Genomic DNA, 14,398 nt, shown 5'->3' with positions numbered 1-14,398 from the left:
GAGGACATCCCGGCGCTGGCCGATGCCCTCGGCGACACCGAGGGACTGAACCCCGCCGGGCTGATGGCCGTCGCACCGCTGGGCGCAGACCCTGCCCGCGCATTCGGCCGGCTGGTCGAACTGTCGCAGCGGCTTCGGGAACAGCATCCCGGCGCCGGCCTGGTGTCGGCGGGCATGAGCCAGGACCTCGAAGCGGCGGTCGCCGCGGGCGCGACACACCTCCGCGTCGGTTCCGATGTCCTCGGCCCGCGACCAGCCGTGGGGTAGCGTTTTGGCTAGGCAGACTCCTTGCCGGGCCGGCCGATCCGGGACCTGGCAAGGCGCGACAGCAGCGCTGAAGACAGGATGGGAGCGACCATGGCAGGCACACTGCGCAAGACAATGATTTATCTTGGGCTCGCCGATGGTGACGAGCACTACGAAGCCGAGCAGGCAGACACGCCCGCTCGAGATGAGGAGCAGCCTGTGGACCAGCCCCGTCAGGAGCGCCGCCCCGAGCCCGCCCCGCCGGTGAAGCAGGTTGCCGAGGAATACCGGGCGCCGGTGACGCCGATCAAGCGCGCTCCGTCGGCCCGCGAGGACGCTACCGTGCTGCACCAGATCACCACCGTGCATCCGCGGTCGTACAATGATGCCAAGATCATTGGCGAAAGTTTCCGCGACGGCATTCCGGTGATCATGAACGTCACGGACATGGGCGAAGCGGAAGCCAAGCGTTTGGTCGACTTTTCCGCCGGCTTGGTCTTCGGACTGCACGGCAGCATCGAGCGGGTCACGAACAAGGTCTTCCTGCTCTCGCCGTCGAGCGTCGAAGTGCTGGGCGAGGACCGGAAGTCCAGCGACCAGCAGGCCAGCTTCTTTAACCAGAGCTAGCCCGCAGCTACGTCCGGCAGGCGTGCCGCCAGCCTTACTCCTTCTAGCGCTAGGAATCGTGGAACCGGCGTGTCCCTCATTTTCGTCCTGCTCTACCTGATCTTGATGCTGTTCCAGCTGTCCCTGATCGTGCGGATCGTCTTTGAAATCGTGCAGGCCTTCGCCCGGCGCTGGCGGCCGCGCGGCATCGCGCTCGTCGCGGCGTCGGCGGTCTACTCCGTGACCGACCCTCCCATGAAGGCCCTCCGGCGGCTCATTCCGCCGCTGCGAATCGGAGGATTCGCGCTCGATCTTGCGTTCCTGGTCCTGTTCCTTGCCGTCACGATCGCCATGGCGATCGTGGCCGGTCTGGCCTGACCCGAGGCGCGTTAGTGTTCGTCTCCGAAACGATATATTCTGATTCAGATATAGCTGGCGGATGCCCGTTGCACGGCGGATATTCGCTACCGTTGTTATGAATCCAGCACGTAGCATTCATGACCCACGAACCAGTATGAGGTGACCAGATGGCTTTGACGCCAGAAGACGTTGTCAACAAGCGGTTCCAGCCGACCAAGTTTCGCGAAGGCTATGACCAGGACGAGGTCGACGATTTCCTAGATGAGATCGTCGTCGAACTCCGCCGGCTGAACCAGGAGAACGACGAACTTCGCAAGAAGCTGGCCGAAGCCACGTCGAACCAGGGTCCGGAGGCCTCCGTGCCGGCTCCGGTCTCCGCCGCCCCGAAGACCGAGCAGGTCCGGGAACCGGTCAAGGAAGAGCCCAAGGAAGAGCCCAAGCCGAAGGAAGAGCCGAAGCCGGCCCCCGCGGCCGTTCCGGCATCCGGGACCGGGCACACCGCGGCCGCCGAGTCCGCCGCAGGCGTGCTGGCCATGGCCCAGAAGCTCCACGACGAGTACGTCACCGCCGGTGTGGAGCAGCGGGACAAGATCATTGCCGAGGCACAGCTGGAAGCCAGCAGCCTGGTCAACGACGCCGAAGAGAAGAGCCGCAAGACCCTGGGCAACCTCGAGCAGCAGAAGGCCGTGCTGGAGCGCAAACTGGAGCAGCTGCGTGGATTCGAACGCGACTACCGGGCCCGCCTGAAGGCGTACATCGAAGGCCAGCTGCGGGATTTGGAAGCCCGCGGATCCTTCGCTGCCCCCGAGGTCAAGGACAGCGCGGACGCGTAAGCGCGGAAGATAACCGCCAGCCCCGTGCCACGGGGCTCCCAATGGCCGGCGCCGGGATTACCCTGCCGCCGGCCATTGGCTTTGGGCGCCCCGCCCCGGCGCCCGACCGGCACTGAAGACGAGAGAGACATGTCAGAAACTTCACCGGCAGCCGATCGACCCGACGATGGGGCGGCGGCCGCACCGGAACAGCGGAAGGGCGCCGGCCGGTTCATCCTGCTGCTGGCCGGCTGCGCGGCGTTCGCCTATGCCTTCGACCAGCTGACCAAGTGGTGGGTGGTGTCCACCATGACCGAGGGCCAGATCACCCCGGTGCTGCCGCCGCTGCTGCACTGGCACTTCATCCGCAATTCCGGGGCCGCGTTCTCGATCGGCGAGGACTACACGTGGGTGTTCACCATCGTCATGACGGCCGTTTCCGCGGCGATCGTGGTCTACGCGCGCAAGGTCCGGTCCCTGTGGTGGTCCGTGGCGCTCGGCTTCCTGCTCGGCGGCGCGCTGGGCAACCTGACCGACCGACTGTTCCGCGAACCCGGCTTCGGGGTGGGCCACGTGGTGGACTTCATCGCCTTCCCCAACTTCGCCATCTTCAACATTGCCGACTCCGCCGTGGTGGGAGCGGTCATCCTGTGGTGCGTGTTGACCTTCATGGGCATCGGAATGGACGGTACCCGGGAGGCCCCCAAGGCCGCGGACAAGCCGGCCGGCGACGGCAAGGCGGCGGGGGAGAGCGGTGACTGACGACGTCAGGGTCGTGGAGCTGGACGCCCGGACAGCCGGCGCGCGGGCCGATACCGCGGTGGCCGCGCTGCTGGGAGTATCCCGCTCGGCGGCCGCAGCACTCCTCGGCGACGGACGCGTGGAATTGGACGGCCGGGTTATCGCCAAGTCGGAGAAGCTCCCGCAGCAGGGAAGCCTGCGCATTGCCGTACCCGAACAGCGGGATCCGCTCGCCGTCGTGGTGGAAGAGGTAGAGGATTTGAAGATTCTCGGAGACGAGGACGATTTCGTCGTCATCGACAAGCCGGTGGGCGTTGCCGCCCACCCGTCGCCGGGCTGGGTCGGCCCGACCGTCGTCGGCGCCCTGGCCGCCCGGGGCTACCGGATTTCGACGTCAGGCGCCGCCGAGCGGGCCGGCATCGTCCACCGCCTCGACGTGGGAACCTCCGGCGTCATGGTGGTCGCCAAGACCGAACACGGCTACACCCTGCTGAAGCGCGCGTTCAAGGAACGCACGGTGGACAAGGTCTACCACGCGCTGGTCCAGGGACTGCCGGACCCGCTGGAGGGCACCATCGATGCGCCGATCGGCCGGCATCCCGGCTACGACTGGCGGTTCGCCGTGGTCGAAGACGGCCGCAACTCGATCACCCACTACGAGGTACTCGAGGCCTTCGGCAGGGCTTCGCTGGTCGAGGTGCACTTGGAGACCGGCCGCACGCACCAGATCCGCGTGCACTTTTCCGCGCTGCGGCATCCGTGTGCCGGCGACCTGACGTATGGCGCGGACCCCAAACTCGCCGCCGCACTGGGACTGACCCGGCAGTGGCTGCACGCCAAGAAACTTGGTTTCCACCACCCCGGCAGCGGGGAGTGGGTCGAATACGAGAGCGAGTACCCGCGGGACCTGGCCTACGCGCTGCAGGCGCTGGCCGAACACCGCGTGTAAGCCGGTACCGGCCGACTCCGGCACCTAGAATGAAACGGTGGCAGCAGTGACTTCATCCAAGATCGGCAACGATTCCTTCGTCCACCTTCACAACCACACCGAGTACTCGATGCTCGACGGTGCCGCGCGGCTGACCGACTTGTTCAGCCACGCCGATGAACTGGGCATGAACGCGGTGGCGACGACCGACCACGGGTTCGTTTTCGGCGCCTTCGATTTCTGGAACAAGGCCCGCAACGCCGGCATCAAGCCGATCGTCGGGGTGGAGGCGTATCTGACCCCGGGCACCGCCCGGGCGGACAAGACACGCGTGCGGTGGGGCGACGGCGGACGCAACGACGTCTCCGGCGCCGGCGCCTACACCCACATGACCATGTGGGCCGAGACCACCGAAGGCATGCACAACCTGTTCCGCGCCTCGTCGCTGGCCTCCCTGGAAGGCTACCTCTACAAGCCCCGGATGGACCGCGACCTGCTGCAGACCTACGGCAAGGGGCTGATCGCCACCACCGGCTGCCCGTCCGGCGAGGTCCAGACCAAGCTGCGGCTCGGACTCTACGACGAGGCCAAGCAGGCCGCCTCCGATTTCCGGGACATCTTCGGCAAAGAGAACTTCTACTGCGAGTTGATGGACCACGGCCTGGACATCGAACGCAACGTCCAGGCCGACCTGCGGAAACTGGCCCGCGAACTCGGGCTGCCGTTCGTCGCCACCAACGACCTCCACTACACCCATGCCGAAGACGCCAAGTCGCACGCGGCGCTGCTGTGCGTGCAGTCCGGATCGACGCTGGCCGACCCGAAGCGCTTCAAGTTCGATGCGGACGAGTTCTACCTGAAGTCGCCGGCGGAAATGCGCGCCATCTTCCGCGACGTCCCGGAGGCCTGCGACAACACGCTCCTGATCGCCGAGCGCTGCAACGTGGAGTTCAATACCAAGGCTTCCTACATGCCGCGCTTCCCGGTGCCGGAGGGGGAAAACGAGGAGTCCTGGTTCGTCAAGGAAGTCGAGAAGGGCCTGCACTACCGGTTCCCCCACGGCATTCCCGACGACGTGCGGAAGCAGGCCGAATATGAGATCGGCATCATCCTCCAGATGGGCTTCCCCGGCTACTTCCTGGTGGTCGCCGACTTCATCAACTGGTCGAAGGACCACGGCATCCGCGTGGGACCCGGCCGTGGTTCCGGCGCCGGCTCCATGGTCGCGTACGCGATGCGCATCACCGACCTGAACCCGCTAAAGCACGGGCTGATCTTCGAGCGCTTCCTGAACCCGGACCGCGTCTCGATGCCCGACTTCGACGTCGACTTCGACGACCGCCGCCGCCCCGAGGTGATCAAGTACGTCACAGAGAAGTACGGCGACGACCGCGTCGCCATGATCGTCACCTACGGCACCATCAAGGCCAAGCAGGCGCTGAAGGACTCGTCCCGCGTCATGGGCTATCCGTTCTCCACCGGCGAGCGGCTGTCCAAGGCAATGCCGCCGGACGTCATGGGCAAGGGCCTGACGCTGAAGGAAGTCCACGATCCCAACGCCAAGCGCTACGGCGAGGCAGAGGAGATGCGCGAGCTGCTCAAGTCCGACCAGGAGTCCGCGAAGGTCTTCGAAACCGCGCTGGGCCTGGAGGGGCTGAAGCGCCAATGGGGCGTGCACGCGGCCGGCGTGATCATGTCCTCGGAACGGCTGATCGACATCATCCCGATCATGCGCCGGGAGCAGGACGGCCAGGTCATTACGCAGTTCGACTACCCCACCTGCGAAGGCCTCGGCCTGATCAAGATGGACTTCCTCGGCCTGCGCAACCTGACGATCATCACGGACGCCATCGAGAACATCAAGATGAACCAGGACATCGACCTGGACCTTGAAACGCTCGACCTGGACGACCGGCCGTCCTACGAACTGCTGGCCCGCGGCGATACCCTCGGCGTGTTCCAGCTCGACGGCGGCCCCATGCGGTCCCTGCTGAAGATGATGCGCCCGGACAACTTCGAAGACATCTCCGCCGTCATCGCCTTGTACCGGCCGGGCCCGATGGGCGCGAACTCCCACACCAACTACGCCCTGCGCAAGACCGGCGTCCAGGAGATCACCCCGATCCATCCGGAGCTGGAAGAGCCGCTGCGGGAAATCCTGGATACCACCTACGGCCTGATCGTGTACCAGGAGCAGGTGATGGCGATCGCGCAGAAGGTGGCCGGCTTCTCGCTGGGCCAGGCGGACATCCTGCGCCGCGCCATGGGCAAGAAGAAGAAGTCCGAACTGGACAAGCAGTATGCGGGCTTCCACCAGGGCATGGTGGACCGCGGCTACTCCGAGGCCGCGGTCAAGGCGCTGTGGGACATCCTGCTGCCCTTCTCCGACTACGCGTTCAACAAGGCGCACTCGGCGGCCTACGGCCTGGTGTCCTACTGGACGGCCTACCTGAAGGCGCACTATCCGGCCGAATACATGGCCGCCCTGCTCACCTCGGTGGGCGACGACAAGGACAAGCTGGCGCTGTACCTGAACGAATGCCGGCACATGGGCATCACCGTGCTGCCGCCGGATGTGAATGAGTCGGCGCTGAACTTCACCCCGGTCGGCACGGACATCCGTTTCGGCATGGGCGCCATCCGCAACGTCGGCGCCAACGTGGTGCACGCCATGGTGGCCGCACGCGACGAGAAGGGCAACTTCGCCAGCTTCAGCGACTTCCTGCAGAAGGTCCCGGCCGTGGTGTGCAACAAGCGCACCATCGAGTCGCTGGTCAAGGCCGGCGCCTTCGACTCGCTGGGCCATCCGCGCCGCGCCCTCGCCATGATCCACGAAGAAGCGGTGGACTCGGTCATCGTGCTCAAGCGCAACGAGGCGGCCAACCAGTTCGACCTCTTCAGCGCGTTCGACGACGGCGGCGAAACCGCCGGGGGCCTGTCGGTCGACGTGCCGGACCTGCCCGAGTGGGACAAGAAGGACAAGCTCGCGTTCGAGCGGGACATGCTCGGCCTGTATGTCTCCGACCACCCGCTGCAGGGGCTGGACGGGATCCTGAGCCAGCACGCGGACCTGTCCATCACGTCCGTGATCGGCGAGGACGGCCCGCCGGACGGGCAGATCATCACCATCGCGGGCATGATCACGTCGCTGCAGCGCCGGATCGCCAAGAACAGCGGCAACGCCTACGCCCGCGCCGAGGTCGAGGACCTGGGCGGTTCCATGGAAGTGATGTTCTTCGGGCAGGCCTACGCGCCGATCGCCACCGTGCTCGCGGAAGACCTGATCGTGGTGGTCCGCGGCCGGCTGCAGCGCCGCGACGACGGTGCCGTCACCCTGAATGCCCAGGAACTCACCGTTCCGGACCTGAGCGACGGGCACTCCGGGCCCGTCGTGATCTCGATGGCCAGCTTCAAGGCCACCGAGTCGGTGGTCACCGCGCTGGGCGACGTGCTGCGCACCCACCCGGGCACCACCGAGGTGCAGGTGCGGCTGAACGGCTCGCGCAAGGTCGAGGTGATGAAGCTCGGGGTGGACCTGCGGGTTAATCCGAACCCCTCGCTGTTCGGCGACCTCAAGGTCCTGCTCGGGCCGGCCTGCCTCGATGCCTGACCGGGCGGCGGCGCCGGGTCAGTAGAATGGGTGGGTGACTTCTGCAGCCTCGGCCAACACCTTCACCGATTTCCCCACCCTTGACCTGCGCGGCCGCCGGCTGGGCACCGCCGAACTCAAGGCGGCCATGCCGCGGGCGGAGACCACCTTCGACGCCGCCACCGGCGCCGTAGAGGAAATCATCGGCAAGGTCCGGGCGGGCGGGTTCGCCGCGTTGGCGGAGCTTGCCCGCCGGTTCGACGGGGTGGAGCAACTGCATCCCCGGGTGCCGGCGGCCGCGCTGGAGGAAGCCCTGGAACAGCTCGATCCGCAGGTCCGCGCCGGTCTGGAGGAATCGATCGCGCGGGCCCGGCGGTTCGCCGCGGCGCAAAAGCCGGGGGACACCGACGTCGAGATCGGTGACGGAGCGGTGGTGACGCACAAGTGGATCCCGGTGAACCGGGTGGGCCTCTACGTCCCGGGCGGGCTGGCGGTGTACCCGTCATCCGTCGTCATGAACGTGGTGCCCGCCCAGGCCGCCGGCGTGGCGTCCATCGCCCTTGCGTCGCCGCCGCAGAAGGACTTCGGCTCGCTCCCGCACCCGACAATCCTGGCCGCCGCCAAGCTGCTGGGAATCGACGAGGTGTACGCCATCGGCGGCGCGCAGGCGGTGGCGGCGTTCGCCTACGGCGCGCCCGCGAACGGGCACGGCCCGGCGCTGGAGCCGGTGGACGTCGTGACCGGCCCCGGCAACGTCTATGTGGCCACGGCCAAGAGGCTGGTCAAGAGCGTGGTGGGGATCGACGCCGAGGCCGGCACCACCGAGATCGCCATCTTGGCCGACGAGACTGCCAATCCGGCGTTCGTGGCCGCCGACCTCATCAGCCAGGCCGAGCACGACCCGCACGCCGCCTCCGTCCTGATCACGGCTTCTGAGGAACTGGCGGCGGCAGTGCGCCGGGAACTCGGCGAGCAGGTCGCCCGAACCAAACACGCCGCCCGCGTCCGCGAGGCGCTGTCCGGCCCGCAGTCGGGGACCATCCTGGTGGACGGGCTGGAACAGGGCATCGCCGTCTGCGACGCCTACGCCGCCGAACACCTGGAGATCCAGACCGCCGACGCGGCCGGGGTAGCCGCCCGCATCCGCAACGCCGGAGCGATCTTCGTGGGCGACTACAGCCCGGTGAGCCTGGGCGACTACTGCGCCGGCTCCAACCACGTGCTGCCCACCAGCGGCACCGCCACCTTCGCCAGCGGCCTGAACGTGACGACCTTCCTGCGCGCCGTCCAGGTGGTCAATTACGGGGACGCGGCGCTGCGGGAAGTCAGCGGGCACATCGCCGCGCTGGCCCGCGCCGAGGACCTCCCGGCCCACGGCGACGCCGTCGCCATCCGGTTCGCCTGAACGGGCCCAAACCCCAACATGTAGTAATCACAGTCTTGTAATTCACCTAGATATGGTTCTAGGATGAATAAGTTGGCTGTCCCGAGGGAAGGAGTGTGGCGTGTACTGTCCGTTCTGCCGTAACTCCGATTCCCGGGTGGTGGACAGCCGGCTGACCGATGACGGTTCCGCGATCCGGCGGCGCCGCCAGTGTCCGGCCTGCGGGCGGCGCTTCACCACGGTGGAGACCACCAGCCTCAGCGTGATCAAGCGCTCCGGGGTCAGCGAGCCGTTCAGCCGGACCAAGGTCGTCAACGGCGTGCGCAAGGCCTGCCAGGGCCGTCCCGTGACGGAAGACGACCTGGCCATGCTGGCCCAGGAAGTCGAAGAGTCGGTCCGCGCCAGCGGTGCCGCGGAAATCGACGCGCATGAGGTGGGCCTGGCCATCCTGGGGCCGCTGAAGAAGCTGGACCTGATCGCCTACCTGCGGTTCGCCAGCGTCTACCAGGGCTACGAATCGCTGGAGGATTTTGAATCCGCGATCGACCAGCTGCGCCACGATGCGCAGAGGAACGGCCAGCAGGGGCCCGAAGGCCGACAACGGCCGTTGACAGCGCAGTAGCGCGACCAAGACTCCGGTGGCGGCTGCGGAGGGGAAGCCGAGGCCGCCACCGGCACCAACCTCCCGGTTGCCGGCCTATTTGGCGAAGCCGAAGTGCAGGGCCGCCTGAAGGGCCGCCCCCACGATGCCGGCGTTGTTGCGCAGCTGGGCCGGGATGATCGGCGTGGCCAGCTGAAGCCGGGGCAGGAAGTCCTCGCTGCGTTTCGAGATGCCGCCGCCGATGATGAACAGCTCCGGCGAGAACAGGAACTCGACGTGCGAAAAGTACCGCTGCAGGCGCTGCGAGTACTCCGCCCAGTCCAGGCCGTCGCGTTCGCGGGCCACGGCGGAAGCCTTCGACTCGGCGTCGTGCCCGTCCAGCTCCAGGTGGCCCAGCTCGGCGTTCGGGACCAGCTTGCCGTCGAAGATGAACGCGGAGCCGATGCCCGTGCCCAGGGTGATGACCAGCACGGTTCCCTTCACCCCCGCACCCGCCCCGTAGCGGACCTCCGCCAGGCCGGCCGCGTCGGCGTCGTTCATCACCTGGACGGGGCGGGACATCCGGTGCGTGAGCAGCGCGTCCACGTCGGTCCCGATCCAGCGCTCGTCCACGTTGGCCGCCGACCGTGCAATGCCGTGGCGGATGATGGCGGGGAATGTCACGCCCACCGGCCGGTCGGATTCCGGTCCCTCCGGGCGGGCGCTGAGTTCTTTGACGATGCGCGCGACGACGTCGGCCACGGCCTCCGGACTGGACGGACGGGGCGTGTCATAGCGGATGCGGTCGCCGACCAGGATGCCCTTTTTGAGGTCGACGATGCCGCCCTTGATGCCGGTTCCGCCGATATCGATGCCGATCGCCGACCGGGCCGCCCGCTTGGCTGCCTTCTTGGCCACGATGTCCTCGGTCGCCATGCCACCTCCGTGCGCGTTGAGACCCGGCGTGCCTCGCCGGACTACCGGAAGCCTACCCGCTGTGTCCGGCGGTGTCAGGCTTCGAAAAGCTAGGGGAGGGTAAGGATTTCCGCCCCGGTCTCGGTGACCACCAGCGTGTGCTCGAACTGGGCGGTCCGCCTGCGGTCCTTCGTGACGACCGTCCAGTTGTCATCCCACATCTCCCACTCGATCGTGCCCAGGGTCAGCATGGGCTCGATGGTGAAAACCATGCCCGGCTCGATCGCCCGGCTGTAGGCCGGGGCGGCATCGTAGTGCGGGATGATCAGGCCGGTGTGGAAGGCCTCGCCGACGCCGTGGCCGGTGAAATCGCGGACCACGCCGTAGCCGAAACGCCTGGCATAGGACTCGATGCTCCGGCCGATCACGTTGATCTCCCGTCCCGGGGCCACGGCCTTGATGCCGCGGCGCAGCGACTCCTGGGTGCGCTCGACCAGCAGGCGGGACTCTTCATCGACGTCGCCGACCAAGAAGGTGTAGTTCGTGTCCCCGTGGACGCCGTCCAGGTACGCGGTGATATCGATGTTGACGATGTCCCCGTCCTGCAGCACGGTGGTATCCGGAATGCCGTGGCAGATCACTTCATTCACCGAGGAACAGATCGATTTGGGGAAGCCGCGATAGCCCAGGCAGGAGGGATACGCGCCGTGGTCCAGCAGGAATTCATGCCCGATGCGGTCCAACTCGTCGGTGGTCACGCCCGGCTCGATGTGCTTGCCCACCTCCACGATGGCCTGTGCGGCGATCCGTCCGGCGACGCGGATTTTCTCGATGGTCTCCGGCGTCTTGACCTCCGAGCCGGTGAATTTGGCCGGCGCCGGCTTCCACGCGTACTCGGGCCGGACGATCGAAGGGGGAACGGGCAACGGGGGGCTGACGGTGCCTTGAACGAGGGTTCCGACGGGTGCTGTTGCTGCGTTGTGGGGCATAGTATCGATCATATAGGTGCTGCAGAGGTGCCCGACAGCGGAGGGGCAACAGCCTTCGCACGCTGCCGGGCGCCGTCAACGTAAGGAGGCCGGCATGGCGGATTTCTGGTACAACGTGGTCACCCATCAGGTGGAAGTGGGCGCCCAGTCCGACTGGACGCAGCTGATCGGCCCCTACGAGACCCGCGAAGAGGCCGAGCACGCACTGGAAAAGGTGCAGCGGCGCAACGAGGAGTGGGACGCGGAGGACGACTGACCCGCCGGCGCCTGCTCCGGGCGCGGGGTTTACGGACCGAAAGGACGGGGTGCCTAGAAGGAGTGCTCCGGGCCGGGGAACACGCCGTCCTGGACGTCCGAGCGGAAGGCGGCGGCGGCGTCGGAAATGATGGTGCGCACGTCCGCATACTGTTTGACGAACTTCGCCATCTTGCCGCCGCGCAGGCCGACCATGTCCTGCCAGACCAGGACCTGGCCGGTGGTCGACGGCCCCGCCCCGATGCCGATCGTGGGGACACGCAGGGCCTGGTCCACCTTGGCGGCCGCCTCGGCCGGAACCATCTCCATGAGCACGGCGAAGGCTCCGGCCGCTTCCAGGGCCAGGGCGTCGTCGATGAGCCGTTCGGCGTCGTCGCCGCGGCCCTGCACCCGGTAGCCGCCCAGCGCATGTTCGCTCTGCGGAGTGAAGCCGATATGCGCCAGTACCGGAACTCCGGCCTGCACCATGGCCCGGACGGTGTCCGCATAGTAGGCGCCGCCCTCCATTTTCACCGCGTGGACGCCGGTCTCCTTCAGGAAGCGCACGGCCGTTTCCACCGCCTGCGCCGGCGACACCTCGTAGCTGCCGAAGGGCAGGTCGGCAACGACGAACGCGCTGCGGGCCGAGCGGGCGACCGCCCGGCAGAGCGGCAGCATCTCGTCCACGGTGATCGGCAGGGAGGTCTCGTTGCCCAGGACGTTGTTGGACGCCGAGTCCCCGATCAGCAGCACCTCGATGCCGGCGGCGTCGAAAATCTCCGCGGTGTACTGGTCATACGCCGTCAACATGGCGAAGCGCCGGCCCTCGTCCTTGGCCTGCTGCAGGTGGTGGATGCGGGTGCGGCGGGCCGGGCGGGAAGCCGATGCCGCCGCCGGCGTGCCGTAAGGAGCCGGCTGCTCGGCGCCGGAAGACTGTGAAGTGGGCATGTGGTAGAGCCTAATCCTCAGGCGTCCGCTTCCTCCACTCTGGTGCGGACGCGTTACCGGGGCGCCAACTTCGGTTGTGCTGCCAGTAGGCTAAAGGGAAGCAGACCACCGCAGGCTTTGGCATGCAGTTTTTGGATGCCGTGGCCCGGACACAGCGAAAGGCAGCACATGGACCGTCAGCAGGAATTCGTCCTCCGTACCATCGAGGAACGCGACGTGCGCTTTGTCCGGCTCTGGTTCACCGACATCGTCGGGTCGCTGAAATCCGTGGCGCTGGCCCCTGCGGAGGTCGAAGGCGCCTTCGAGGAGGGGCTCGGCTTCGACGGCTCCTCTATTGAAGGACTGGCCCGGGTCTTCGAGTCCGACATGCTGGTCCAGCCGGATCCCACCACGTTCCAGATCCTGCCGTGGCGGGGCGAAGCGGAGCAAACGTCGCGGATGTTCTGCGACGTGCTCACCCCCGACGGCGAACCGTCCACCGCCGACCCGCGCAATGTCCTCAAGCGGACGCTGGGCAAGGCCGCGGAGATGGGCTTCACCTGCTACACGCACCCCGAAATCGAGTTCTACCTGCTCAAGTCCGACCAGCTGGGTCCGGACGGGGTCCCGGTGCCCGTGGACCACGCCGGGTATTTTGACCACGTGCCCGGCGGCGTTGCCCAGGACTTCCGCCGCACCGCGGTGACCATGCTGGAAAACGTGGGCATCTCGGTGGAGTTCAGCCACCACGAGGACGGGCCCGGCCAAAACGAAATCGACCTCCGGTACGCCGATGCCCTGCAGACCGCGGACAACATCATGACCTTCCGCACGGTGGTCAAGGAAGTGGCGTTGATGGAGGGCATCTACGCCACCTTCATGCCCAAGCCGTTCTCCGATCACCCGGGTTCCGGCATGCATACGCACTTTTCGCTGTTCGAGGGAGACTCGAACGCCTTCTTCGAAGCCGGCGCCGAATTCCAGCTCTCCAAGACGGCGCGCCAGTTCATGGCCGGGATCCTGCGCCATGCGCCCGAATTCACCGCCGTCACCAACCAGTTCGTCAACTCCTACAAGCGCCTGTGGGGCGGGGGAGAGGCCCCCAGTTACGTGTCCTGGGGCCACAACAACCGGTCGGCGCTGCTGCGGGTGCCGCTGTACAAGCCGAGCAAGGGCCAGTCCGCCCGGGTGGAATACCGGGGCATCGACTCGGCGGCCAATCCCTACCTGTCCTACGCGGTGCTCCTGGGCGCCGGGCTCAAGGGCATCGAGGAGGGTTACGAGTTGCCGCCGGCCGCCGAGGACGACGTGTGGAGCCTGAGCACCGCCGAGCGGCGGGCCATGGGCCTTGACCCGTTGCCGTCCAGCCTGCATGACGCCATCCGCACCATGGAGGAGTCGGAGCTGGTGGCCGGGATCCTGGGCGAACAGGTGTACGAGATTTTCCTGCGCAACAAGCGGGCCGAGTGGCACGACTACCGCCTGCAGGTCACCCCGCACGAGCTGAAGCGCAACATCGGAATCCTCTAGGGCGGCCACGTGCTGACGAACCGGCGCTTGATCGCCCGAGGATTCCACGATCTGGAGCGCAGCACCCGGTTCCTGCAGGCCAGGGAACTGTCCGGCATCAGCCAGGAGCGGCTGGAGGCCGGGTTCGCGGTCAGCGCCGACCCGGACCAGGCGCTGGTATCGCTGGTGCGACTGCTGGAGAAAAACCCGTCCCTGGCGGACGTCATCAACATGGGCGGCGACGGCAGCGAAGCCCTGTTCCGGCTGCTCGGGGCTTCCGAGGCCCTGGCGGACTTCCTGCTCCGCCGGCCGGAGCATCTGGACGTCCTCGACACGGACATCGGACCGGAACCCGGCCGGGTGCCGGCGTCCCGCCTGCGCAGCTCGCTGCTGCGTTCCGTCGGGGCGGACCCCTTGTCGGGACAACCGGTCGCCTCGTTTTCGGGCAAGGACGCCTACGTCGCGCTGCGGAGCACGTACCGCCGGCACCTGTCCGAACTGGCGATCCGGGACCTCTCCGCGGCCTCGCCGGTCGACTTCCTGCCGGACGCCGCCCGGGAACTGGCGGACCTGGCCGC

At 67.2% G+C, this 14,398-nt stretch carries 13 protein-coding genes and 2 pseudogenes; 12 read left to right on the top strand and 3 right to left on the bottom strand.

The window, feature by feature from the left end; all coding sequences use genetic code 11:
* From AC5RUJ_RS03750 to nrdR, 9 genes and pseudogenes are all read left to right on the top strand, one after another.
* A pseudogene (locus AC5RUJ_RS03750) lies at window positions 1-267 on the top strand (YggS family pyridoxal phosphate enzyme); the annotation flags it as partial.
* A 90-nt stretch (window positions 268-357) separates the two neighbouring features.
* Complete coding sequence (locus tag AC5RUJ_RS03745; protein ID WP_493999473.1) at window positions 358-873, top strand: cell division protein SepF; 516 nt, start codon at window positions 358-360, stop codon at window positions 871-873.
* 69 nt (window positions 874-942) lie between these two features.
* Window positions 943-1,230: a YggT family protein gene (locus tag AC5RUJ_RS03740; protein ID WP_493999474.1), complete on the top strand. Its 288-nt coding sequence runs from the start codon at window positions 943-945 to the stop codon at window positions 1,228-1,230.
* A 149-nt stretch (window positions 1,231-1,379) separates the two neighbouring features.
* On the top strand, window positions 1,380-2,045 hold the full coding sequence (locus AC5RUJ_RS03735) for a DivIVA domain-containing protein (RefSeq protein ID WP_493999475.1): 666 nt from the start codon (window positions 1,380-1,382) through the stop codon (window positions 2,043-2,045).
* A gap of 129 nt (window positions 2,046-2,174) precedes the next feature.
* Window positions 2,175-2,786 carry a signal peptidase II gene (lspA, locus tag AC5RUJ_RS03730; protein WP_494013812.1) on the top strand — a complete coding sequence of 204 codons (612 nt, stop codon included), beginning with the start codon at window positions 2,175-2,177 and terminating at the stop codon, window positions 2,784-2,786.
* Window positions 2,779-3,714 (top strand): RluA family pseudouridine synthase, encoded by a 936-nt coding sequence (locus AC5RUJ_RS03725; RefSeq protein WP_493999477.1) that lies wholly within the window; start codon window positions 2,779-2,781, stop codon window positions 3,712-3,714. The genes lspA and AC5RUJ_RS03725 overlap by 8 nt, the downstream gene beginning before the upstream one ends.
* A gap of 46 nt (window positions 3,715-3,760) precedes the next feature.
* The gene (gene dnaE / locus AC5RUJ_RS03720) at window positions 3,761-7,303 is read left to right on the top strand and encodes a DNA polymerase III subunit alpha (protein ID WP_494128821.1); all 3,543 of its coding nucleotides are present in this window, start codon (window positions 3,761-3,763) and stop codon (window positions 7,301-7,303) included.
* A gap of 34 nt (window positions 7,304-7,337) precedes the next feature.
* The gene (gene hisD, locus AC5RUJ_RS03715) at window positions 7,338-8,687 is read left to right on the top strand and encodes a histidinol dehydrogenase (protein ID WP_494013814.1); all 1,350 of its coding nucleotides are present in this window, start codon (window positions 7,338-7,340) and stop codon (window positions 8,685-8,687) included.
* 100 nt (window positions 8,688-8,787) lie between these two features.
* Window positions 8,788-9,288: a transcriptional regulator NrdR gene (nrdR, locus tag AC5RUJ_RS03710; protein WP_493999479.1), complete on the top strand. Its 501-nt coding sequence runs from the start codon at window positions 8,788-8,790 to the stop codon at window positions 9,286-9,288.
* Window positions 9,289-9,363: 75 nt separating this feature from the next.
* Here the strand turns inward: nrdR and ppgK are convergent, their stop codons facing one another.
* Both ppgK and map read right to left on the bottom strand, forming a co-directional pair.
* Window positions 9,364-10,164, bottom strand: a complete 801-nt coding sequence (ppgK, locus tag AC5RUJ_RS03705) for a polyphosphate--glucose phosphotransferase (protein ID WP_493978006.1) — start codon at window positions 10,162-10,164, stop codon at window positions 9,364-9,366.
* Window positions 10,165-10,271: 107 nt separating this feature from the next.
* The gene (gene map / locus AC5RUJ_RS03700) at window positions 10,272-11,150 is read right to left on the bottom strand and encodes a type I methionyl aminopeptidase (protein ID WP_493999480.1); all 879 of its coding nucleotides are present in this window, start codon (window positions 11,148-11,150) and stop codon (window positions 10,272-10,274) included.
* Between the two features lie 16 nt (window positions 11,151-11,166).
* On the opposite strand from map, the gene AC5RUJ_RS03695 reads away from it, so the two are divergent.
* Window positions 11,167-11,406, top strand: a complete 240-nt coding sequence (locus AC5RUJ_RS03695; protein ID WP_493999481.1) for an SPOR domain-containing protein — start codon at window positions 11,167-11,169, stop codon at window positions 11,404-11,406.
* 53 nt (window positions 11,407-11,459) lie between these two features.
* On the opposite strand, the gene panB is transcribed toward AC5RUJ_RS03695, so the two are convergent.
* Window positions 11,460-12,332 (bottom strand): 3-methyl-2-oxobutanoate hydroxymethyltransferase, encoded by an 873-nt coding sequence (gene panB / locus AC5RUJ_RS03690; protein ID WP_493999482.1) that lies wholly within the window; start codon window positions 12,330-12,332, stop codon window positions 11,460-11,462.
* Between the two features lie 168 nt (window positions 12,333-12,500).
* Here panB and AC5RUJ_RS03685 point away from each other — a divergent pair, with 168 nt between their 5' ends.
* Together AC5RUJ_RS03685 and AC5RUJ_RS03680 are read left to right on the top strand one after the other, a co-directional pair.
* Complete coding sequence (locus AC5RUJ_RS03685; protein WP_493977944.1) at window positions 12,501-13,841, top strand: glutamine synthetase family protein; 1,341 nt, start codon at window positions 12,501-12,503, stop codon at window positions 13,839-13,841.
* 9 nt (window positions 13,842-13,850) lie between these two features.
* Window positions 13,851-14,398, top strand: a pseudogene (locus tag AC5RUJ_RS03680) (bifunctional [glutamine synthetase] adenylyltransferase/[glutamine synthetase]-adenylyl-L-tyrosine phosphorylase); the annotation flags it as partial.

This window comes from Arthrobacter sp. Y3223164 (assembly GCF_059091005.1).
The sequence above is the reverse complement of the archived record's forward strand: the minus strand, read 5'-3'. Positions and strand labels throughout refer to the sequence as shown.

Coding starts and splice junctions, on each gene's coding strand:
- AC5RUJ_RS03735 (WP_493999475.1), top strand. CDS start 1,380: ATGGCTTTGACGCCAGAAGACGTTGTCAACAAGCGGTTCCAGCCGACC.
- lspA (WP_494013812.1), top strand. CDS start 2,175: ATGTCAGAAACTTCACCGGCAGCCGATCGACCCGACGATGGGGCGGCG.
- AC5RUJ_RS03685 (WP_493977944.1), top strand. CDS start 12,501: ATGGACCGTCAGCAGGAATTCGTCCTCCGTACCATCGAGGAACGCGAC.
- panB (WP_493999482.1), bottom strand. CDS start 12,332: ATGCCCACTTCACAGTCTTCCGGCGCCGAGCAGCCGGCTCCTTACGGC.
- map (WP_493999480.1), bottom strand. CDS start 11,150: ATGCCCCACAACGCAGCAACAGCACCCGTCGGAACCCTCGTTCAAGGC.
- AC5RUJ_RS03745 (WP_493999473.1), top strand. CDS start 358: ATGGCAGGCACACTGCGCAAGACAATGATTTATCTTGGGCTCGCCGAT.